We start from the raw sequence: 19,154 nt of genomic DNA on the forward strand, positions 1-19,154 counted from the left end.
TCAGCGATCCAGCTTCACGTGCGTGCCGAACGAGCGACGGTGGTACGTGAGGGGCTCCCCGGCCCACCCCGACACCGCGAGGACGGACCCCAACACGACGATGTGGTCGCCGCCCTCCACTTCCTGCTCCACGGAACACGCGAGCCAGCCGAGCGCACCCGCAAACCGCGGCACGCCGTGGTCGACTCCCCACTCGATGCCGGCGAACTTCTCCTCGGGCGTGCGGCTGGTCGCGAACGTCCGGGCCAGCGCGGAATGCGACGAACCCAGGACGTTCAGCCCGAACCGGCCCGTCTCCCGGATCACCGCCAGCAGCCGCGACGCCTTGATCAGCGACACCAGCACCATCGGCGGCCGCAGCGACAGCGACGAGAACGCGCTGACGGTGCTGCCGTAAGGACTTCCGCCGTCACTCAACGCGGTCACGACGGACACCGGCGTGGCCACGTGCGCCATGACCTCGCGAAACCGCTCCTGCACGTCTTCGGGCATCGGAGTTCTCCTTTCGTTGGTCGCGGATCGACCCATGCGTGCTTCCTGGCCGCAGCCGCGGAAGCACAAGCCGGGCTCGCGCGTTCATCCACAGCCGGTGCGCCCGGTTCCCGCCGGCTAAGCGCCGATGCCGAGGGAGGCCGCGGTGTCGTTCAGGACGGCGCGCAGCTGGTGGTCGTCGAGGCCGGGGACGGCCTTGATGCGGTCGGCCCAGTCGCCGGCTCGGACGCGGGGCGCGTCGGTGCCGAGGACGAGCCGGTCGGCGCCGAAGGAGTCGGCGAAGAGCTTGATCGCGGCGGGGTCGTCGGTCAGGGTCGTGTCGTAGTAGAGCTTCTTGAGCTCCTGACGCGGATTCGTCGCCAGCCATTCGTCCTGGTGGAGGGTTTCGGTGATTTCCTCGAACCGCCGCCAGAGGTAGCCGATCGAGCCGCCCATGGTCGCGATGATCCACCGGATGTTCGGGTACCGGCGGGTCACACCCGACACGACCAGCCGGGTCGTCGCGAGCGTGGCCTCCATGGGGCCGCCGTACTTCGGTCCCATCATGAACGCGTCGAGCCCGGTGGAGAACGTGTCCGGGGTGCCGACGGGGTGCACGAAAACGACCGCGCGGCGGCGGTCCAGTTCGGCCCACAGCTCCGCGAAGGCCGGGTCGTCCAGCGAACGGCCGAGCGCGGTGGTGCCGACGCCGATGCCGGCGAAGCGGTGCTCGTCCAGGCAGCGCACGGCTTCCGCGACCGCGTGCTCCGGGTGCGGCAACGGGACCGCGCCGAACGCGGAGAACCGGCCCGGGAAATCGGCCGCCATGGTCGCGTAGAGGTCGTTGGCGAAGCGTGCGCAGTGCACGGAGACAGCGGAGTCGGTGTGGTACGGCTGGTTGTGGCCGAGCCCCACCACCTGCAGGCGCACCCCGTCGGCCGCGAGCTCCTCGGCGCGGCCGGCCAGCTCGGGCCGGTGTTCGGGCCAGACCTTCAGATTGCCGACGCGGGTGAACTCCTTCGTGAGCGCCGGGGGAAACCAGTGCGCGTGGATGTCGATCACAGTCGGGTGTCCTTTCAGACGAGGAAGCTGATCGCGGACGGGTTCTTCTCGAGCAGGGCTTTGCCGTGCAGCTCCTGGGTGACCCGGCGGAAGAAGGCGGCGTGCCGGGAGGCGATGCCGGCGTCGCGCCAGATCCGCTGCAGCGGGTTCACCTCGGCGAACGCCGAGGATCCGTGCGCAGACATGAGCAGGTCGACGGCCAGGAACGCCTGCCGGGCCGCCCAAGCCAGGTTCACGCGCAGCTGCGTCCGGACCGTCTCCGGGGGAAGCTCGGCCTTGGCCGCGTAGTCGTCGAGGATGTCCGCGGCCTGCCGGGTGATCTCGCGCGCGGCGATGATCATGCTCGAAGCCTCGGCGACGTCGATCTGGAAACCGACGGATTCGGACTGGGAGCCGTAGACCGTGGTCGTGATCGAGCGTTTGGGTGCCTTCTCCAGGACATAGTCGAGTGCGGCTTCGGCCTGTCCGAGCTGAGCCCCGGCGAGCGAAAGCGACAACAGGCCGGCCAGGCTCGCGCGCCCGCTCAGGCCGGCACCACCGGTCGCGTTGGCGCCGGTGAACAACGGCGTCAACGGGCGCAACCGGTGCGCGGGAACGAAGACCTCGTGGGCGACGACCGTGTTGCTGCCCGTCGCGCGCATCCCCGAGACGAACCAGGTGTCCTCCAGCGTGACGTCCTGGACGGGCACGAGCGCGAGCTGCATACCCGGGTCGTCGGGGGAGGTGCCGGGGTAGCAGACGCTGACCCAGTCGCAGTGGTTCGACCCGGAGGCGTACCCCCATTTGCCGGTGAGCACGATCCCGCCGTCGACGGCCTTCGCTTCGGCGGTCGGCGCCAGCACGCCGGCCGTCGTTGCGGCGGGGTTCTCGCCCCACACGTCGGACTGCGCCTGGTCGGAGTAGCTCGCGGCCAGCCAGTTGCCCGTGTTGAGCACCCCGGTGACCCACGCCGAAGAGCCACAGCCGCGGCCCAGCGCGATCGTCACCTCGAGGAAGGTGCGCATGCCCGAGTCGTACCCGCCGAACCGGCGGGGCACGAGCAAGCGCGTGAGCCCGGCGTCGCGGATGGCCTGGAACGTCTTGTCCGCCACCCTCCGGGTGCGGTCGGCCTCGGGTGCGGCTTCCCACAGCAGCGACCGGAGGTCGTCCGCGCGGGTGATCAATTCTTCCCGGCTCGGTGTGTCCTGCTTCGCCGAGACGGTGGGGCCTGACGTCGTCATTGATGTCTCCCTGCTCGAACTGTTCGATGGCGCCGCTGGTCCAGTGGAGGGGTGCCGACCGCCCCGGAGGGCGGGTTGGTTCAGTGCGTGCCGCCGGCCGCCGGCAGCTCGACGCCGGTCCAGTAACGGGTGCCCGCGACGTAGAGCTGGTCGGCGGGGAAGCGGGTCAGGAGCCGGCAGCCGTCGGCCGTGACCACGAGCTCCTCTTCGATCCGCGCGGCCGCGGAGCCGTCCGGGGTCGGCCAGTACGTCTCGATCGCGAAGGTCATGCCCTCCACGAGCTCGATCGGGTGCTCGAAGGAGTGGTAGCGGCTCATCAGCGGCCGTTCCCACAGCCCGAGCCCGATCCCGTGGCAGTACTGCAGGCCGAACGCTTCTTCCTCCGTGGCGAAGCCGAATTCCTGGGCGGCGGGGAAGTGCCGGACGATGTCGGCGGAGCTGGCGCCCGGCCGCACCTCGGCGATCGCGTTGTCCATGTACTCGCGGGCACGGGCGTAGGCGGCTCGCTGCGCCGCGGTCGCGCTGCCCACGTTCATCGTGCGGTAGTAGCAGGTGCGGTAGCCGTTGAAGCTGTGGATGATGTCGAAGTACGCGGTGTCGCCGGGCCGGATCAGGCGGTCGGAGAACACGTGCGGGTGCGGGCTGCAGCGCTCACCGGAGATCGAGTTGACGGCCTCGACCTCCTCGGAGCCGTTCTCGTAGAGGTACCGGCTGACCAGCGCGACGCAGTCGTTCTCGCGGATCCCGGCCCGCAGGGTGCGGTAGAGCTCCTCGTAGGCGCCGTCGACCAGCGCGGCCGCGTGGTCGAGCAGGGCGATCTCGTCGGCCGACTTGATCGCGCGGGCGTCGAGCAACAATGCCTGGCCGTCCTCGACGTGCAGGCCTTCGCGTTCCAGCGCGCGCAGCACCGGCAGCTCGACGACGTCGACGCCGACCGGCTCGTCCGCGAGACCGTGCTCGCGCAGGAGGTCGGCCAGCCGCTTGGCGTTGCCGGCTTCGATGCCCACGTCGGTCGGCACCGCGCCGCGCCACGTCGAGACGCCCGCTCGCCAGTTCCCCGTGGGCAGCCAGGGCGCGAACATCTGGTGGGTTTTCGCGGCCGAGCCGATGTCCCACAGGATCGGGTCCTGCCCGCGCATCAGCAGCACGCAGCGGAAGTACTTGTCCCGCGCCCAGTTGCCGATGTGGGTCCCGGTGACGTACCTGATGTTGTTCATGTCGAACAGGATCAGCGCGCCGAGCGACGACTTCTCCAGCTCGGCCCGGGCGCGCGCCAGGCGGGCGTGGCGCAGGCGGTCGGGATCCACGCGGCGTTCCCAGTCGACGGTGCCGGTCGCACCGGGCGAGCCGATCGGCGTCGGGCCTTCGCTCGCGTGGTAGAACGCGGGCGATCCCGTGGCCGGCGACGGCGAAGAATCGTTGGTGGGCATGGGAAAGGTACCTCCGTGCGGTGTGCTGCGGTGGTTCGGGCCGGGCGGTGGGTCAGACGGGCGAGTACTCGCCGGTCTCGGCCTCGGTGACGGGCGCCCGTGGAGCCGGGCCGGGCCGGGCGAGCACCGACCAGGCGGCGTCGATGACGTGCTGGGTCGACAGGCCGTACTTGTCGAACAGGTAGGGGGCCGTGAGCGAACCCTCCGCGAACGTGTCGAGGATGCCGACCCGGCGCAGCGGCCCGCCGAGGCCGGCTTCGGCGATCGCCTCGGCGACGGCGGAGCCGAGCCCGCCGATGATCGAGTGGTTCTCGGCGGTGACGACCCCCTTCGCGCCGGCGACGGCACCCAGGATCGTGGCGGTGTCGAGCGGCTTGATCACCGGGACGTTCACCACCGAGACGGAGACGCCGGCGTCGCCGAGGGCTTGTGCGGCACCGAGAACGGCCGCGAGCATCATGCCGCCGGCGATCAGGGCGAGGTCGCTGCCTTCGGCGAGGACGGCGGCCCGCGTGGTGTCGAGGACGTGGTCGTCGTCGAAGACGACCGGGACCTCACCGCGTTTGAGCCGGACGTAGACCGGGCCGGGAAGGTCCACAATGGCCTCGGCGACCTGAGCGACCTCGACGGCGTCGGCCACGTCGAGGACGGTCATGTTCGGCAGCGCCCGCATGAGGGCGACGTCGTCGATGGCCTGGTGGCTCGGGCCACCGGGAGTGGACACCCCGGGCATGAACCCGATGATCCGCACCGGGAGGTTCGGGTAGGCGATCGCGTTGGCGATCTGGTCGTAGGGCCGGCGCGTGGCGAACACGCCGAAGGTGTGCACGAACGGGAGGTGTCCTTCGCGGGCGAGGGCGCCGGCGAGTCCCATCATGTTCGCCTCCGCCATGCCGGCGTGGATGAACCGCCGGGGCAGCTCGGCCCGGAACAGGTCGATCTCGGTCTGCCGCGTGAGATCTCCGCTGAGGCATAGGATTTCCTCGCGGCGGCGGGCGAGGGCCAGCAGCGCGCGGCCGTAGGGCTTGAGCTCGATCGGGTAGGGCGGCTTACGCACTGTGGGCCTCCAGCTTCGCGGTGAGCTCCGCCTCGGCGGCCTCGGCCAGCTCGGGCGGGAGCTTGATGAAATGGCCGTCCGCGTCGTCGGGAAGGCAGTCGAGGCCGTGCCCGGTGGAGGTGCGGCAGACCAGCACGCTCGGGCGGTCGTCGGCCTCGGCCGCGCGCAGGGCGGCCAGCACGGCCTCGACGTCGTGGCCGTCGAGATCCACGGCGTGCCAGCCGAAAGCCGTCCACTTGCCGGCGATCGGCTCGAGCGTCGTGATGGTGTCGACGGGGCCGTCGACTTGCGAGTTGTTCGCGTCGAGCAGGACGGTGAGCGACGCGAGCCGGTGGTGTGCGGCGAAGATCGCGGCTTCCCAGAGCTGTCCCTCTTCCAGCTCGCCGTCGCTGACCAGTGCGTAGGTCCGCCGGTCGGCGCCGCGGAGCCGGTCGGACAACGCGAACCCGGCCGCCGCCGACAGGCCCTGTCCCAGTGAGCCGCAGGTGTAGTCCACCACCGGTGAGCGCTCGGTGCCGATGGCCTCGATCGCCGAGCCGTTGCGCCCGTACGTCGCCGCCGCCTCTTCGGTCAGCAGCCCCAGCGCGGTCGCCGCCGCGAAGGGCGCGATGACGTAGTGGCCCGGGGAACAGACGAGCCGGTCGCGGCCGGGGCGGGCGGCGGCGAACACCGCGGCGACCTGTTCCGCGGCGGACAAGGCCTGCCCCAGATAGCCGAACCCCTGCGGAGCCACCATCCGGACGGCCTGGAGGCGGATCCGCAGCGCGAGTTCGGCCGGGTCGCGCACCGACCACGCCGCCCCGGGGCTTGAGAAGTGCAGCGGTGCTGGCATCACGGCTCCCGTGCGAAGTGGAAAAGTGGCCAATTGGCTATGCCACATACTGAGGGTCATTGAGCGGTACTGTCAACAGCCGCAGGACTCGTGGGTCCCGGCCCGCAGGGAGGAGAAAAGTGAGCGAGCCTTCGCCGAAGCGCCCGTACCGGCGGCGCGCGTCGCCGGTGCCGCTGGAGGGCATCACGCCGCTGCCGACCACCCGCCTTGCCGACGAAGTCGCCGCTCGGATTCGCGCGTTGATCATCAGCGAGGACGTGGAGGAGGGGGCCCGGCTGCCCTCGGAACGCGAGCTCGCCGAGCGCTTCGCCGCGAGCCGGCCGACGGTGAGCCAGGCCCTGCGGAGCCTGTCGCTGATGGGGCTGGTCGAGATCCGGCGAGGCTCCGGGGCCTACGTCGTGCGCCGTCCGGAGTCGATGGTGACCGCCTCGGTCAACCTGATGCTCGACCTGGACCGCCGCTCGGTCGGCGACCTGATGCAGCTGCGCCTCTGGCTGGAGACGCTCGGTGTCGAGGAGGCGGCGCGGCGGACGACCGCGCCCGATCCCGAGGAACGCGCCGAGGTGCTCTCGGCCCTGACACGGCTGACGTCGTCTGCGGGCACCATGTCGGAGTGGATCGCGGCCGACACGGTCTTCCACGCGACGGTGGTCCGCAGCTCCGGCAACCCCTACCTCGCGGCGATGTACGAGAGCGTGCACACGGCCGTTCTTTCCTTCGAGTTCCAGCAGTGGGTGGACACCGAGTCCGCGCCGTCGTGGCTCGAGACCACCGGCGCCGAGGAGCAGCGGGCGCTGCACGAGCCGATCGCGCGCGCGGTGCTCGACCGTGATCCGGAAGCGGCGCGAAAGGCAGTTGCCGCCCACCACCAGCGGATGGCCGAGCACCTCAACGAGGCGATCGAGTCGAGCCTGAAGCGCTGATCCCGGTCACGTGCGGCGACGGGCGAGACTGGCGGCTTCGCGCTGACCTTGCGTGCAGGCGGCGCGCACTTTGGCTTCACCGCTGACTTTCGGCCGGCCCCGGGTTGCCGATCGGCGCGCGCTCGCCGGGAGCGGCCGGGGTGTCCGGGTGGGGCGGACAGGCTCCTTGACTGGGTTGTGGGCGCACTCTTAAAGTCAATGTGGCTATGCCACTTAGCCACATCTGTCGAGCGGTTCCCCGCCTGTTTTCCCGAGAGGGCATCGACCCATGAGCGAGTCCCGGCTTTCCCCTGAGATCGACACCGTTGTCCGCAACATCGAGGCGCTGCAACCGATCCTTCGGGAGGACGGCGCCAAGGCGGAAGCGGGCAGGCAGCTCACGCAGCGCGTCGTCGACGGCCTGCGCGAAGCCGGGGCGTTTCGCGTTTCCGTGCCGACCCGCTTCGGCGGATACGCCGCCAACTCGGTCGAGTCGACCGCGGTGTCGCGGCAGATCGGGTACGGCGACGGCGCCGCTGCGTGGATCTACGGGGTCGTGAACTCGGGATCCTGGGTGGTCGGCCTGCTGCCGCTGCAGGCGCAGCAAGACGTGTGGGCGGACAACCCGGACGCCGTCATCTCACTGGTGCTGCCGCCCACCTCGACCGCGGAAAAGGTCGACGGGGGATACCGGGTGACCGGGCGCTGGAGCTACGGAACCGGTTCGCACCACGCGGACTGGTCGCTGCTGGGCATGCCGCTCGTCGACGACCGGGGTGAGACGGTCGGCGCGGCCATGGGCCTCATCCCGGCCGCCGATCTGCGGATCGAAGACACGTGGTTCGTCGCCGGGATGAAGGGGACGGGCAGCGACACCCAGGTCGCGACCGACGTCTTCGTCCCCGACCACCGGGTGTTCCCGCTCGCCGAGGCGGTCGAAGGAAAGTACCCGGGATCCGGGGTGAACCCCGAGGCGTCCTACAAACCCGCGTTCGTGCCGGCCCTGGCGTTGCAGCTGGTCGGCCCGCACCTGGGAATGGGGCGAGCTGTCCTGGACACGGTGGTCGGGAAAGCGTCGACGCGGGGAATCGCTTATTCCGGGTACACGCGTCAGGCGGACTCGGTGGGTTTCCAGCTGACGACGGCTCGCGCGGCTCTGCTGCTGGACACCGCCGAGCTCGTGGCGAGGGAAATCGGGCAGCAGCTCTATTCCTGGGCCGAGGCCGGCGAATATCCGGGATTCCCCGAGCGCGTCGGGGTCCGGGGAAAGATCGGCTACGCGGTGGAATGCGTCACCGAGGCGGTCGGGGCACTCGTTCTCGCGCACGGATCGAGCGGGTTCGCCGAGTCGAGCCTGGTGCAGCGATTCTGGCGCGACCAGACCACGGCGGCGAGCCACGCGCACACTTTGCCGGCGACCGGGCTCGACGCTTACGGAAAAATCCTGCTCGGCCTCGAAAAGGAAGCCAGGGTCGTGCTTCCGGTCATTTGAGACCGGCACGGGAAGACGCAAAGATCGATCACGGAAAGGCGGACCGATGTCCGAAGAACGCATCACCAGGGTCAAAGCGCCGAAGATCCCGGGAATCTCCGACAGCGTCCGGGTGGCGGCCGGTGATCTGGTCTTCATCTCGGGGGCGGTCGGGTTCCCCGAAGGCGGCGGGGCTCCCGAGAGCTTCGAGGAAGGCGTCGAGCTGGTCCTGAAGGAGCTGGACCGCGCTTTGACGGCCGCCGGTGTCACGTTCGACGATCTCGTGCGGATCAACGTGTACGTGACCGATCTCGACGCGGACAAGCTGCGCACGTTCCGGGAAGTCCGGGACCGGTGGGTCGATCCCGGCCACGTCCCCGCGAGCACGTTCATCGGTGTCGCCCGGCTTTTCGACGACCGGATCAGCATCGAGATCGACGCCATCGCCGCCGGCTGAGTAGCGTTCGGGCGGAAGGCGAATCCGCCCGCGTCGCCGGTCCACGACACCGTGGTCCGAGATTCGTGATGGGAAAGGGGAAAACGTGCGCTCGGTGCGCGTCGCGCTGCTCGTGCTGGCACTGGGGGCGTTTTCCCTCGGTACGGGCGAGTTCAGCATTCTGGGTCTGCTTCCGCAGGTCGCCGACGATCTGCGGGTGTCGATCCCCGAAGCCGGCCACCTCGTCTCGGCGTACGCGATCGGCGTCGTCGTCGGGGCGCCGCTGCTCATCGCCGCCGCGACCCGGCTGCCCCGGCGGCGGGCCCTCATCGTCATGATCGCGCTCTACGGCGCCGCGTACCTGTTCACCGCGATCGTGCCGGGTTACCCGCTCGTGCTGCTGGGGAGATTCCTGTCCGGGCTGCCGCACGGGGCCTACTTCGGCATCGCGGCCATCGTCGCCGGCTCGCTCGCGCAGCCGGACCGGAGGGCCCGGGCGATGGCCACGATGTTCGCCGGCCTGACGGTGGCCAACATCTTCGGCGTCCCCCTCTCCACCCTGCTCGGGCAGCTGCTCGGCTGGCGGTGGACGCTCGCGGTGGTCGGCGTGATCAGCCTGGCCTCGGCGTTCGCGATCCGGTTCGTGGTCCCGGATCTTCGTCCCGAGGGCGGCCGGCCCCGGCTGGCCGACGAATTCCGTGCTCTCGCACGGCGCCCGGTCTGGCTGACCCTGCTCATCGTCGTCCTCGGCGGGGCGACGCTCTTCGCCAGCTACAGCTACATCGCCCCGATGCTCACCGACGTCGCGGGTTATCCCGCCGCCGCGGTCACGCTTTTGCTCGCGATGTTCGGCGTCGGGATGACGGCCGGCAACGCGATCGGCGCGCGCCTGGCCGACCTCAACCCGATGCGGACGATCCGGGGCGCCTTGGTCGCCGACATCGTGATCGCGCTGGCTCTGGTGCCGGCGATGCACCACCCGGTCAGCGCCGCGATCGTGCTTTTTCTCTTCGCCGTCACCACGTTCTCCCTGGTTCCCTCGGCCCAGCTGCGCATCATCGACGGCGCGGCCGGCGCTCCGCACCTGGCCGCCGGCTCGATGCACGCCGGGTTCAACCTGGCCAACGCCCTGGGCGCCTGGCTCGGCGGCCTGGCGATCAGCCTGGGCTTCGGACTGACCGCTCCCAACGTCGTCGCCGCCGGCCTCGCGCTCCTCGGGCTCGGCGTCGCCACGATCTCGGTGCTGGTCGAGAAACGCAGCCCGGTTCCCGCCTAGGCCCACCCGGTCCCGATGCCGGGACCGGCACCCGCAACGGGCGTCAAGGCCGACGCCCGCCCCCGAAGAGAGGAAATGCGATGACTGACGTCGTCACGCCCACCGCCGCCGACTCCGGTTCGTCGGCGACGGAACAGTTCCAGCAGCGAGACCGCGCCCGCGGTTCGGCCACGCCCGCCGACACGGCCCGGGTGGACGCCATGGCGACCGAAGCGCTGGAGGCCCTGCGCGCGGTGATCCGGAAGTACCAGCTCACCTACGCCGAGTACCACGCGGTCAAGGCGTGGCTGATCAAGCTCGGCGAGGACGGCGAATGGCCGCTGTTCCTCGACGTGTTCATCGAACACGAGGTGGAGAAGATCGCGACCGAGGACCGGGAGGGCTCCGTCGGCAGCATCGAGGGCCCGTACTACGTCGAAAACGCGCCCGAACTCGGTTCGGCCGGCACCCCGCCGATGCGCGAGGGCGAGCCCGGCACGCCGCTGCACTTCTTCGGTCAGGTCCGCACCGTGGCCGGGGAACCGGTCCAGGGCGCCGTGGTGGACTTCTGGCAGGCCGACGCCGACGGCCTGTACTCGCACTTCGCGCCCGGTATCCCCGAATGGAACCTGCGGGCCCGCTTCACCACCGACGCCGAGGGCAACTTCGCCATCGACACGGTTCACCCGTCGCCCTACGAGATCCCGATCGACGGCGCCACGGGCATCCTGCTCGCCGCGGCGGGATGGCACGCCTGGCGTCCCGAGCACCTGCACATCCGGGTGTCGGCCGAGGGCTACCACACGATCACCACCCAGCTGTACTTCGAGGGCAGTGACCACGTCGAAGACGACATCGCCATGGCGGTCAAGGACGAGCTGATCCTCGCACCGACCGCGACCGACGACGGCCGCGGCGAGCAGGTCCGGTACGACTTCGTGCTCGACCCGGCCTGAGCCCCCTCACCTTGCTCGGCCGAAGGCGGCTGCGCGCTCGGCTCACTGGTCCAGATACGTCCTGATCACAGAGAACCGCAGGTAATCGTCATTCACGTGCACCACCGTCACGGCCACCGGGAGCTCGTCGGCACGGATGTGGGTGTGGCGCAGGCGCAGCACGGGACGCGTGCGGGGGAGGCCCAGCGCCGTGGCGATCGCGGCGGGTGGCAGGACGGGGCGGATCTCGGCGACGGAGTAGCAGACCGGTGTGCCGGTGTCGGTTTCGACGAACTCGAAGGTGGAGCGCCGCGGGTCGCTGTCCTCCGGGTGTTCGCCGAGCAAGGTGGCGGGGACGTGGTCGACGCTGTGGACCGCGGGCTTCCCGTCGGCGTCGAAGACGCGTTCGATCCGGAGCGCGCGCTCGCCGGCGGGGAGCTCGAGGGACGTGGCGAGCTCCTCGTCGAGGGCGATGAGGTGCTGGTCGAGCGTGCGGACGGCGGGGCGGTAGCCGGCCTGGGTGAGCAGGTCGACGAACGGGCTGGCCTCGGCGAGGTTGGCGGCGAGGCCGATCGTGTGGCGGTTGATGAAGGTGCCGCTGCCGTGCAGGCGCCGGATGCGGCCTTCCTTCTGCAGCGACTGCAGCACCGAGCGCAGCGTCGCGCGGCTGACGCCGAGCGCGGTGCTCAGCTCCTCCTCCGACGGCAGGCGGTAGCGGCCCTCGGCGGCGTAGCGCGTGATCGCCTCGCGCATCCGCTCCTTGGCCTGCCGGTAGGAGTCCGCGGCGACCGTCTGGATGGAGACGGGTGTCAGCTCCGGCTCACGCATGACCATCGGTTGTCCTCCCCGGGGCGGCCTCACGGCCCGTCGTACGGCAACGCTGCCGACACGCACAGTCGATCGGCACCCTCCGAGCGTAATGACCTCACGCCGCGTCCTGAACCCACCCTGGGCCAGGCAGACGGGTGATCACGAGCTGTCACGACGCGCGCCACCGAGGTTCCCACTCCTCCAGCTGCTCCAGCGTCTCCTGCTCGCTCCAGTCGGTCAGCCCGGCGAAGCGCGCCCAGTTCCCGCCCACCATGTTCGCCACGTCCAGGCGCGAGATCGGCGCGCCGGGGTCGGCGACGTCGTTGACGAGCGTGAGCTTCGGCAGCAGGACGGCCGGTTTGCCGCCGCCGGGGTAGTCGGTGCCCCAGCAGATCCGCGACAGCGGGCAGCCCAGCTGCTGCGCGCGCAGGAGGAATTCGTAGAGCTGGCGCTGCGTGGACTTCGTGGCGAACATGCTGATGTCGAGGTAGGTGTTGTCGTGGCGGGCCACCATGGCCAGGCACTCGTCGACCCACGGGAACCCGGCGTGGCACACCAGCAGCGGCAGGTCGGGGAAGTGGCGGGCGACCTCGTCGAGCGCGCCGGGCCGGCCGTAGTCCAGCACGGTGTCCTTGGCCGAAGACGTTCCCATGTGGACCATCACGCCGATGCCGAGCTCGACCGCGCGCTCGTAGATCGGGAAGGCGAGGTCGCGGTCGGCGGGCGCGTAGTGGTCGTACATGGGGTAGAGCTTCAGCCCTTGCAGGCCCAGCTCGCCGACGGCGCGGGTCAGCTCGTCGCGGGCCCACTCGACCCCGCGGAACTTCGGGTTCACGGCGCTCATGCCGATCAGCTCGGGGTGGCGCCGGGTGAGCGAGGCGATGTAGTCGTTGCTCTTGGCCACTTCCAGCGGACCGTCCACATCGGTCACGCGGCCGAGGTCGATGGTGCCGCGTTCCCCGTAGGTGGTGTAGGTCGAGGGCGCGACGGCCAGCACGGTCGCGCGGTCCACCCCCGCGCTCACGTGGTCGTCGACGAGCGTGCCCGGGTCGATGGGGTCCAGGTCGCCCTCCAGCCCGGCCCAGTCCTCGTCCGTGGCAGGCCGGTACGCGGGCAGCCGGCCCGCCCGCCGGTGCCCGGGCGCGCGCATCTCGCGCACGAACCGGTCGTGGCCGGGCGGCAGGGCGGTGGCCAGTACGTGGTTGTGGCAGTCGATGATCACTCGTCGAACTCCTCGGCCAGGCTTCGCCAGATCGCCCGCTGCAGGCGCTGGAACTCGGGTTCGAACCGGACTTCCTGGAAGTGCCGCGGCCGGTCCAGGGAGATGCGGAACTCCTCCTTGATCGTGCCGGGACCGCGGCTCATCACGAGCACGCGGTCGGCCATCGCCACGGCCTCCTCGACGTCGTGGGTCACGAAGACCACGCTCTTGCCGAGGTTCTCCCAGATGGAGAGGAACTCGCCGCCGAGGCGGATCCGCATCTGCGCGTCCAGCGGCCCGAACGGTTCGTCCATCAGGTAGACGTCCGGGTCGTACGCCAGCGCGCGGGCGATGCCGACGCGCTTGCGCATGCCGCCGGAGAGCTGGTTGGGGTAGCTCTGCTCGAACGACGTGAGCCCGACCAGCTCGACCAGCCGGCGCACCTCGGCGCGTTGCTCTTCGGCCGGGACTCCCTTGATCGCCAAGGGAAAGCGGATGTTGTCCGCGACCGTGCGCCACGGGAACAGCGCGTCGGACTGGAAAACCAGCCCCACGCCTTCCGGCACGCCTTCGGGCACCGGCGCGCCGTCGAGCCGGATCTCGCCGGTGGTCGTGGGCAGCAGGCCCGCGATCAGCTTGAGCAGCGTGGACTTCCCGCAGCCGCTGGGCCCGACGAGCGCCACGAACTCGCCGGGCGCGAGGTCGAGGGTCACGTCCTCGAGCGCGACGAACCGGCCCTTGGGGGTGCGGTAGCCGAGCCCGACCCCGCGCAGGCTGAGCTTCGGCGTGGCCGCGGTGGACTCGACTGAGGACGTCAGCGTTTCGGTCATCGTGGTCCTCCCGGCTACTTCGCGGGCAACAGGCTGTAGTCGAAGATGTCCTGAGTGGACGGAACCGGGTCGGTGAGGAAGCCGGTGCGCACCAACAAGTCCGTCGAGGACTTCACGACCGCGTCCTGGGCCTTGAGGCCGTCGGGCACGCTCTTGATGGCCTCGGTGACGATGGTCTTGAGGTCGGCGTCGCTGATCTTGTAGCCCTGCTTCTTCATCCACGTCGTGGCCTGGTCCGGGTTGGCCTTGGCCTGGGTGGACGCCTCGTCCATCGCGGCGAGGAAGGTCTTCATGAGGTCCTGGTGCCCGGAAACCCAGTCCTGGTCGGCCATCGCGACGATGTCGACGTAGTGGTAGTCCGGTTCCTGCCACAGAACCTTGAACTTCCCGGTCCGCAGCAGCTGCAGCGTGTCGGGCTGGCTCGTCATCCCGGCCACGACCTGGCCGCCGTTGAGCTCGGCCTGCATCGTCGCGCCCGCCCCGCCGCTGACGACGGTCAGGTCCTTCTTCGGGTTCAGCCCCGCGTCCAGTGCCGCCTTCTGCATCTCGGTGTCCGACAACGTGCCCGGCGCGGTGACGGCCACCTTCTTGCCGGCGAGGTCCTTGACCGAGGCGATGTCGTTGCGGGCGACCATGAGGTAGGAGAAGCGGTCGTTGGCCACGCCGTAGGCGCGCATCTTCACGCCCTTCTTCTGCGCCAGCACCACGTGGCCGATGTCGCCCATGAACACGTCGGCGCTGCCGCCGATGAGGGCGTTGGTGGCGGTGGAACCGCTGGTGACGCACATGGGCTTGATCGTGATGCCCTTCTGCGCCGCGATCCCGCTGTTCTGCGCGAGCTCGGCGGCGATGGGCGCCAGGCCGCTGCAGAACAGCTCGACCCGGATCGTCTTGGTGTCGCCGCCACTGCCGGCCGACGAGCTGCCGCACGCGGTGGCGGTCGCGGCCAGGGCGAGCGCGGCCACGGTGGCCGTGATGCGGGAGAGCTTGGTCATCGGTGGTGTCCTCATCTGTGACGTTTTCGGAGGGGACCTCAGCGGGTGGCGCGGTGACGCAGGACCCGTCGCTCGACGAGCGCGACGAGCTGTTCGGCGAGCATGGCGATCACCGTGATGATCACCAGGCCCGCGAAGACTCCGGTGGTGTCGAGCACGTTGGCGGCGTAACCCATGTAGTAGCCCAGGCCCTGGCTCGCGCCGACGAGCTCGGCGATCACCGCGCCGATCAGCGCCAGCGCGATCGACAGCCGCAGGCTGGTCAGGATCCAGGGCGCGATCGAGGGCAGGATGGCCCAGCGCAGCCGGGCCGTCCACGGCGCGCGGAAGCTGCGCGTCATCTCGATCAGGTCGGGCTCGATGCCGCGCATGCCCTGGTAGGTGTTGTAGAAGGCGACGAACACGACCATGGTCACGACCATGAAGATCTTGGATTCCAGGCCGATCCCGAACCACACGATGAACAGTGGCGCGAGCGCCACACGCGGCAGGCTGTAGAGCGCCATGATGTACGGGTAGAACCAGCGTCCGACGGTTTTCGACGGCGCGATCAGCACGCCCAGCGCCACGCCGATCACCATGCCGATCGCCAGCCCGGCGAACGTCTCCGCCAGCGTGGTCCCCAGGTCCGGCCAGAGCGTGCCCCCGGTGACCAGCTCGACGATGCGCTGGACGATCAGCCACGGACTGCTCACCGTGAACGCCCCGAACACCTGCCCGGCCAGCTGCCACAGCACGACGATCAGCACGCCGACGCCCCACTGCCCGCCGCGGACCACCCACCGGTGGCGCCGGTCGGCCCGCCGGTCGCGGTCGTCCTGGGAGTCCGCTGGTCCGTCACGCTCGGTTCGGCCGGCCGAGCCGCCGACACGGTTCGCCACCATCCGCTGCCTCCTCAGACGTCAGACGTCTGACGGACCATAGGAGCCGGTCCGGGCGGGCACAAGGGTTCTCAGGGGGTGGGACCAGGGCTTGCTTTTGTTCGGTCGTGTGCCGGCGGAGACGATTATCCACTGTAGACATTCGGTGGCCTGACGGGGCCTCCCTTGCCGAACCCGGACTTGCCCTCTTCGAATTTCTCTGACTATGGTCAGAGAATGGAGGAGCAGATCGGGGCCGTCCGGCGGTTCAACCGCGTCGTCACGCAGCGGGTGGGTGCGCTGGAGGACGCGTACTTGTCGCGGGAGCGCTCGCTCGGGCTGTCGCGGCTGTTGTGGGAGATCGGGCCGGACGGGTCGGAAATCCGGGTGCTGCGCGCCCGGCTGGGGCTGGACTCCGGGTATGTCAGCCGTCAGCTGCGGCTGCTGGAGTCGCAGGGTCTGGTGACCACGGATCCCGGCGACCGCGACGGGCGGGTGCGCACCGCCAAGCTCACCGCCGCCGGTCTGGCCGAGCGCGAGCTGCTCGACCACGCGTCGGACGAGCTGGCCGAGTCGATGCTGGCTCCGCTGACCGTCGCGCAGCGCGAACGTCTGGTGCGCGCCATGGCCGACGTCGAGCACCTCGTCACGGCCTCGCTCGTCCGCATCGAGATCACCGACCCGCGTAGCCCCGACGCCCGCTACTGCCTGCGGTCCTACTTCACCGAGCTCGGCGACCGCTTCGACGCGGGCTTCGACCCGGCGCGGAGCATCTCGGCCAGTGACGACGAGATGACCCTGCCCTCGGGCCTGCTGCTCGTCGCGGCCCTGCAGGGCTCCCCGGTGGGCTGCGGCGCCCTCAAGCTCCACGCCGGCACCGGGATCGCCGAGATCAAACGCATGTGGGTCTCCCCGACGGTCCGGGGCCTCGGCCTGGGCCGCCGGCTGCTCGACTCCCTGGCGCAGGAGGCCTCCTCCCGGGGCACGCACACGCTGCGGCTGGAGACGAACAAGGCCCTCGTCGAAGCACGGCGCCTCTACGAAACCGCGGGCTTCGCCGAAGTCGCCGCGTTCAACGACGAGTCCTACGCCCACCACTGGTTCGAACGAGACCTCCGGCAGGACTGAGGGCGCCCCAACACTTCCGGCGGTTACGGCGAACGCGGTGCTGGCCCGGGGGCGGGTTTCGGCGGCCGGCGAACGTCGACAAAGCGGCAAAGCCGGGTGCGGCTGGTTGAGACCTGCTTGCCGGGGGTTGAATCCGGGCTTCCCGAGCGGGGCCGGGCAGGTGGTGCGGAGTGGAAGACGTGGGGGTCGAACCCACCGCGGCGATCTTGCAAGGATCGTCTGCGCTCCGGCGCGTCTCCCGGGGAGCTCCCCTGCCAGGACTCGAACCTGGTACCTCCCGAGTAACAGTCGGGTGCGCAGCCTGGTGCGCCTCAGGGGAAAGGGTGGGCCGCCAGGGAGTCGAACCCTGAACCCGCCGAGTAAAAGTCGGCTGCTCTGCGCGGTTGAGCTAGCGGCCCTCGTACCGCGGGTCGCTCGGACCCGCGGCGCGAAGTGGATCGCCGGGGAGTCGAACCCCGAACCCGCCGAGTAAGAGTCGGCTGCTCTGCCGTTGAGCCAGCGATCCGGAAGCGGGGAGTAAGCCCTTACGAGGCTGATCCCCTTGCGCGGCACCGGGTGCCGTGCGAGTCGTCACGAGCCTCTTCCGGGACTCGAACCCGGTCCTTCCGTTTACGAGACGGGTGCTCTGCCTGGTGAGCTGAAGAGGCGAACTGCTGCTGCGAGCGGCCGGAGGGCATCGAACCCTCTGCTTCGGTTTGGAAGACCGACGTGTCCGCCGAGTTCACCACGACCGCGCGACGCCGCGGGCAAGCGGCGTGAAAGGTGTCTCTCCGTTGTGAAAGTTTCAAAGAACACGCCACCGAAAAAATGGGGGCGCGAAGCACCGGTGGAAGGAGTCGAACCTTCGGCGAACGGTTTTGGAGACCGCCGCGCTCTCTCCGGAAGCTCACCGGTAAATCGATCGCGCGAAACAGAGAAAACCGCCCGGATCGGTTTCCCGACGGGCGGCTCCCTCGACCTGACGAAGTGTCACATCAGGGTGGGGAGCCGACGGTGATGCCGTTGGCAGTCCAGGGTTTCCGGCCGGACGAGCACACGGCGACGATCGCGGCGGCCGGCTTCCGGCGCTGCGTCCCTCGCTCTCGCGTGTTCGTCATGACTGCCCCTTTGTTCGCTGGTGTGGACTCATCCTCTCCGGCGCGCCCGCGGACGTCAACCGGGTTTTCCGCCGACGGCGCCGCGGCCATAAACCCCTGGGATTATCCGAAATCGAGCCGGGCGATTTCCGCGGAGATCCGCTGCGCCTCGGCGACGAGGTGGCCGATGAGGAGCTGGGCGCTCTTCGACGGCGTGCGGCCGGCGAGCGTGGTGATGCCGATGGCGCGGGGCACGGTCTCCAGCCGGATCGGCAGGTAGCCGAGGGCGTCGTCGTCGGCGCCGATGAGCAGGGGCAGCGGCGTGATCGCGTCGGTGTGCAGCAGGATCGAGCGCATGGTCAGGATCGTCGAGCACTCGATGACGTTGCGGGGCAAGGGAACCTCGTGGCGGGCGAACAGCTCGTCGAGCTCGTCGCGCAGCGCGGTGGGCCGGCCCGGCAGGATCCAGGGGAACTCCTGCAACTGCGCCAGGGAACACAGTCCGGAGGCGATGGCCGGGTGGTCGCGGCGCGCGACGAGGCCCACGGGTTCCTCGTACAGCGGCGCGTGGTGAAACCGGCTCGCGGTGCCGGCGGGCGGGCGGCCGACGAGGAGGTCGACCTCGCCGTGGGCGAGCCGGACGTCGAGATCGGCTCCCAGGCCTTCGACCACGGTCGCCGTGAGGGTCGGGTGCTCGGCCTTGAGCCGGACGAGCGCCGAGGGGAGCAGCACGTACGCGCCGGCGAGGTTGGTGCCGACGCGCACGGGCTCCGCGCCGTCGCGCAGCAGCCCGTCGATGCGGTCCTGCGCGGAGGCCATGGTGCTCACCACCGCCCGTGCGTGGTCGAGCAGGATCTCGCCGAACGCGGTGGGCCGCACCCCGCGCGGCCCGCGCACGAACAGCTCCACCCCGACGATCGACTCCGTCTCGCGCAGCGCCCGGGTCACCGCCGGCTGCGTCACGTGCAGATCCTTGGCGGCGCCGAGCAGGGAGCCGTTCTCGGCGATCGCGATCACCAGCACCAGGTGCCGGATCTTGAGGCGGCCGTCGAGGAAACGCTGCTGGTCCACTGCCCTCACCCTTTCTTCCGGCGAGGTATAGCAGATCGGCCCCGGTATAACCAGACAGGCATAACCAGGCCGGGATAGGCATTGGTGCGCCGGTGCCCGCGCGCACACGATG

The 19,154-nt window shown here is 70.1% G+C and carries 19 protein-coding genes and 6 tRNA genes; 6 read left to right on the plus strand and 19 right to left on the minus strand.

The window, feature by feature from the left end; all coding sequences use genetic code 11:
• The 6 genes from ACFY1H_RS32245 to ACFY1H_RS32270 all read right to left on the minus strand — a co-directional run bounded on the left by ACFY1H_RS32245 (position 1) and on the right by ACFY1H_RS32270 (position 6,072).
• Positions 1–492 carry a flavin reductase family protein gene (locus ACFY1H_RS32245; protein WP_386952706.1) on the minus strand — a complete coding sequence of 164 codons (492 nt, stop codon included), beginning with the start codon at positions 490–492 and terminating at the stop codon, positions 1–3.
• Positions 493–609: 117 nt separating this feature from the next.
• On the minus strand, positions 610–1,533 hold the full coding sequence (locus ACFY1H_RS32250; RefSeq protein ID WP_386952709.1) for an amidohydrolase family protein: 924 nt from the start codon (positions 1,531–1,533) through the stop codon (positions 610–612).
• Positions 1,534–1,547: 14 nt separating this feature from the next.
• A complete protein-coding gene (locus ACFY1H_RS32255) occupies positions 1,548–2,753 on the minus strand; it encodes an acyl-CoA dehydrogenase family protein (RefSeq protein ID WP_386952711.1) in 1,206 nt (401 codons plus the stop codon).
• 80 nt (positions 2,754–2,833) lie between these two features.
• Positions 2,834–4,183 (minus strand): M24 family metallopeptidase, encoded by a 1,350-nt coding sequence (locus tag ACFY1H_RS32260; RefSeq protein WP_386952714.1) that lies wholly within the window; start codon positions 4,181–4,183, stop codon positions 2,834–2,836.
• Positions 4,184–4,235: 52 nt separating this feature from the next.
• On the minus strand, positions 4,236–5,240 hold the full coding sequence (locus ACFY1H_RS32265) for a transketolase family protein (RefSeq protein ID WP_386952717.1): 1,005 nt from the start codon (positions 5,238–5,240) through the stop codon (positions 4,236–4,238).
• Positions 5,233–6,072, minus strand: a complete 840-nt coding sequence (locus ACFY1H_RS32270; protein WP_366582710.1) for a 1-deoxy-D-xylulose-5-phosphate synthase N-terminal domain-containing protein — start codon at positions 6,070–6,072, stop codon at positions 5,233–5,235. The genes ACFY1H_RS32265 and ACFY1H_RS32270 overlap by 8 nt, the downstream gene beginning before the upstream one ends.
• 119 nt (positions 6,073–6,191) lie before the next feature.
• Here ACFY1H_RS32270 and ACFY1H_RS32275 point away from each other — a divergent pair, with 119 nt between their 5' ends.
• The 5 genes from ACFY1H_RS32275 to catA all read left to right on the plus strand — a co-directional run bounded on the left by ACFY1H_RS32275 (position 6,192) and on the right by catA (position 11,092).
• Positions 6,192–6,995, plus strand: coding sequence for a FadR/GntR family transcriptional regulator (locus ACFY1H_RS32275; RefSeq protein WP_366582711.1), 804 nt, complete (start codon positions 6,192–6,194; stop codon positions 6,993–6,995).
• A gap of 268 nt (positions 6,996–7,263) precedes the next feature.
• Positions 7,264–8,466: an acyl-CoA dehydrogenase family protein gene (locus ACFY1H_RS32280; protein ID WP_386952721.1), complete on the plus strand. Its 1,203-nt coding sequence runs from the start codon at positions 7,264–7,266 to the stop codon at positions 8,464–8,466.
• 46 nt (positions 8,467–8,512) lie between these two features.
• Positions 8,513–8,902, plus strand: a complete 390-nt coding sequence (locus tag ACFY1H_RS32285; protein ID WP_366582713.1) for a RidA family protein — start codon at positions 8,513–8,515, stop codon at positions 8,900–8,902.
• Between the two features lie 85 nt (positions 8,903–8,987).
• Positions 8,988–10,157 (plus strand): MFS transporter, encoded by a 1,170-nt coding sequence (locus ACFY1H_RS32290; protein ID WP_366582714.1) that lies wholly within the window; start codon positions 8,988–8,990, stop codon positions 10,155–10,157.
• 80 nt (positions 10,158–10,237) lie between these two features.
• Positions 10,238–11,092 (plus strand): catechol 1,2-dioxygenase, encoded by an 855-nt coding sequence (gene catA / locus ACFY1H_RS32295; RefSeq protein WP_366582715.1) that lies wholly within the window; start codon positions 10,238–10,240, stop codon positions 11,090–11,092.
• Between the two features lie 42 nt (positions 11,093–11,134).
• Here catA and ACFY1H_RS32300 read toward each other — a convergent pair whose 3' ends face one another.
• The 5 genes from ACFY1H_RS32300 to ACFY1H_RS32320 form a co-directional block, all read right to left on the minus strand.
• Entirely contained in the window at positions 11,135–11,905 is a 771-nt protein-coding gene (locus ACFY1H_RS32300; protein ID WP_366582716.1) for a GntR family transcriptional regulator, read from the minus strand.
• Between the two features lie 145 nt (positions 11,906–12,050).
• Entirely contained in the window at positions 12,051–13,103 is a 1,053-nt protein-coding gene (locus tag ACFY1H_RS32305; protein WP_386952727.1) for an amidohydrolase family protein, read from the minus strand.
• Positions 13,100–13,912: an ABC transporter ATP-binding protein gene (locus tag ACFY1H_RS32310; protein ID WP_366582718.1), complete on the minus strand. Its 813-nt coding sequence runs from the start codon at positions 13,910–13,912 to the stop codon at positions 13,100–13,102. The genes ACFY1H_RS32305 and ACFY1H_RS32310 overlap by 4 nt, the downstream gene beginning before the upstream one ends.
• Positions 13,913–13,926: 14 nt before the next feature.
• Entirely contained in the window at positions 13,927–14,907 is a 981-nt protein-coding gene (locus ACFY1H_RS32315; protein WP_366582719.1) for an ABC transporter substrate-binding protein, read from the minus strand.
• Positions 14,908–14,945: 38 nt separating this feature from the next.
• Positions 14,946–15,791: an ABC transporter permease gene (locus ACFY1H_RS32320; protein WP_366582720.1), complete on the minus strand. Its 846-nt coding sequence runs from the start codon at positions 15,789–15,791 to the stop codon at positions 14,946–14,948.
• Between the two features lie 213 nt (positions 15,792–16,004).
• On the opposite strand from ACFY1H_RS32320, the gene ACFY1H_RS32325 reads away from it, so the two are divergent.
• Positions 16,005–16,895, plus strand: a complete 891-nt coding sequence (locus ACFY1H_RS32325) for a GNAT family N-acetyltransferase (RefSeq protein WP_386952729.1) — start codon at positions 16,005–16,007, stop codon at positions 16,893–16,895.
• Between the two features lie 246 nt (positions 16,896–17,141).
• On the opposite strand, the gene ACFY1H_RS32330 is transcribed toward ACFY1H_RS32325, so the two are convergent.
• The 8 genes from ACFY1H_RS32330 to ACFY1H_RS32365 form a co-directional block, all read right to left on the minus strand.
• A tRNA-Asn gene (locus tag ACFY1H_RS32330) sits at positions 17,142–17,214 on the minus strand.
• A 5-nt stretch (positions 17,215–17,219) separates the two neighbouring features.
• Positions 17,220–17,293, minus strand: a tRNA-Lys gene (locus ACFY1H_RS32335).
• Positions 17,294–17,328: 35 nt separating this feature from the next.
• A tRNA-Lys gene (locus ACFY1H_RS32340) sits at positions 17,329–17,400 on the minus strand.
• A 70-nt stretch (positions 17,401–17,470) separates the two neighbouring features.
• Positions 17,471–17,542 (minus strand) — tRNA-Thr (locus ACFY1H_RS32345).
• Positions 17,543–17,556: 14 nt separating this feature from the next.
• Positions 17,557–17,629, minus strand: a tRNA-Gly gene (locus tag ACFY1H_RS32350).
• An 87-nt stretch (positions 17,630–17,716) separates the two neighbouring features.
• Positions 17,717–17,789: transfer RNA gene (locus ACFY1H_RS32355), tRNA-Trp, on the minus strand.
• Between the two features lie 80 nt (positions 17,790–17,869).
• Positions 17,870–17,992: a hypothetical protein gene (locus ACFY1H_RS32360; protein WP_386952732.1), complete on the minus strand. Its 123-nt coding sequence runs from the start codon at positions 17,990–17,992 to the stop codon at positions 17,870–17,872.
• A 102-nt stretch (positions 17,993–18,094) separates the two neighbouring features.
• Positions 18,095–19,042, minus strand: coding sequence for a LysR substrate-binding domain-containing protein (locus ACFY1H_RS32365; protein ID WP_366582723.1), 948 nt, complete (start codon positions 19,040–19,042; stop codon positions 18,095–18,097).
• Between the last annotated feature and the right edge of the window lie 112 nt (positions 19,043–19,154).

Origin of the sequence: Amycolatopsis sp. NPDC001319 (assembly GCF_042896185.1) — a bacterium.
Classification (GTDB): Bacteria; Actinomycetota; Actinomycetes; order Mycobacteriales; family Pseudonocardiaceae; genus Amycolatopsis.

What these genes read in the sequence shown, in the direction of transcription:
- catA (WP_366582715.1), top strand. Translation starts at nt 10,238, where the DNA reads ATGACTGACGTCGTCACGCCCACCGCCGCCGACTCCGGTTCGTCGGCG.
- ACFY1H_RS32310 (WP_366582718.1), bottom strand. Translation starts at nt 13,912, where the DNA reads ATGACCGAAACGCTGACGTCCTCAGTCGAGTCCACCGCGGCCACGCCG.
- ACFY1H_RS32325 (WP_386952729.1), top strand. Translation starts at nt 16,005, where the DNA reads ATGGAGGAGCAGATCGGGGCCGTCCGGCGGTTCAACCGCGTCGTCACG.
- ACFY1H_RS32360 (WP_386952732.1), bottom strand. Translation starts at nt 17,992, where the DNA reads ATGACGAACACGCGAGAGCGAGGGACGCAGCGCCGGAAGCCGGCCGCC.
- ACFY1H_RS32320 (WP_366582720.1), bottom strand. Translation starts at nt 15,791, where the DNA reads ATGGTGGCGAACCGTGTCGGCGGCTCGGCCGGCCGAACCGAGCGTGAC.
- ACFY1H_RS32285 (WP_366582713.1), top strand. Translation starts at nt 8,513, where the DNA reads ATGTCCGAAGAACGCATCACCAGGGTCAAAGCGCCGAAGATCCCGGGA.
- ACFY1H_RS32260 (WP_386952714.1), bottom strand. Translation starts at nt 4,183, where the DNA reads ATGCCCACCAACGATTCTTCGCCGTCGCCGGCCACGGGATCGCCCGCG.
- ACFY1H_RS32315 (WP_366582719.1), bottom strand. Translation starts at nt 14,907, where the DNA reads ATGACCAAGCTCTCCCGCATCACGGCCACCGTGGCCGCGCTCGCCCTG.
- ACFY1H_RS32280 (WP_386952721.1), top strand. Translation starts at nt 7,264, where the DNA reads ATGAGCGAGTCCCGGCTTTCCCCTGAGATCGACACCGTTGTCCGCAAC.
- ACFY1H_RS32255 (WP_386952711.1), bottom strand. Translation starts at nt 2,753, where the DNA reads ATGACGACGTCAGGCCCCACCGTCTCGGCGAAGCAGGACACACCGAGC.
- ACFY1H_RS32245 (WP_386952706.1), bottom strand. Translation starts at nt 492, where the DNA reads ATGCCCGAAGACGTGCAGGAGCGGTTTCGCGAGGTCATGGCGCACGTG.
- ACFY1H_RS32300 (WP_366582716.1), bottom strand. Translation starts at nt 11,905, where the DNA reads ATGGTCATGCGTGAGCCGGAGCTGACACCCGTCTCCATCCAGACGGTC.
- ACFY1H_RS32270 (WP_366582710.1), bottom strand. Translation starts at nt 6,072, where the DNA reads ATGCCAGCACCGCTGCACTTCTCAAGCCCCGGGGCGGCGTGGTCGGTG.